Genomic DNA, 402 nt, shown 5'->3' with positions numbered 1-402 from the left:
AGTTCAACTTCTTCAATCTCACCGAACTTGCTGAAGTCCACTTTCGGCCAAGGCAGCATACCTGGCAGACCGCCACCGGCAGCAGCAGTTGGCGCCGCTTCTGCACGTTTGACCGCGTCTTTCACGTAAGTCTGAACGTCTTCGCGCAGGATACGGCCTTTACGACCGGTGCCTTTCACTTTCGCCAGGTTTACGCCGAATTCACGCGCCAGACGGCGAATGACCGGGGTAGCATGCACATAAGCGTCGTTCTCAGCGAACTCAGATTTACCTTCTGCTTTTGCAGCAGGGGCAGCAGCAGGTTTAGCCGCCTGAGCCGGTGCAGCGGCAGGTGCTGGTGCAGCAGCGGCAGCCGGAGCAGCAGCTGGCGCAGCGCCTTCCACTTCGAAGACCATGATCAGA

Annotated in this window: 1 protein-coding gene; it reads right to left on the bottom strand. The window is 58.7% G+C overall.

Annotated elements, in window-relative coordinates:
• Positions 1 to 402: E3 binding domain-containing protein (locus tag ACJY2L_RS20725; RefSeq protein WP_439351313.1), on the bottom strand; the 402-nt coding region annotated here is incomplete at both ends.

The sequence above is a fragment of the Duffyella sp. Ts4 genome (assembly GCF_051851875.1).
Classification (GTDB): Bacteria; Pseudomonadota; Gammaproteobacteria; order Enterobacterales; family Enterobacteriaceae; genus Duffyella; species Duffyella gerundensis.
The sequence above is the reverse complement of the archived record's forward strand: the minus strand, read 5'-3'. Positions and strand labels throughout refer to the sequence as shown.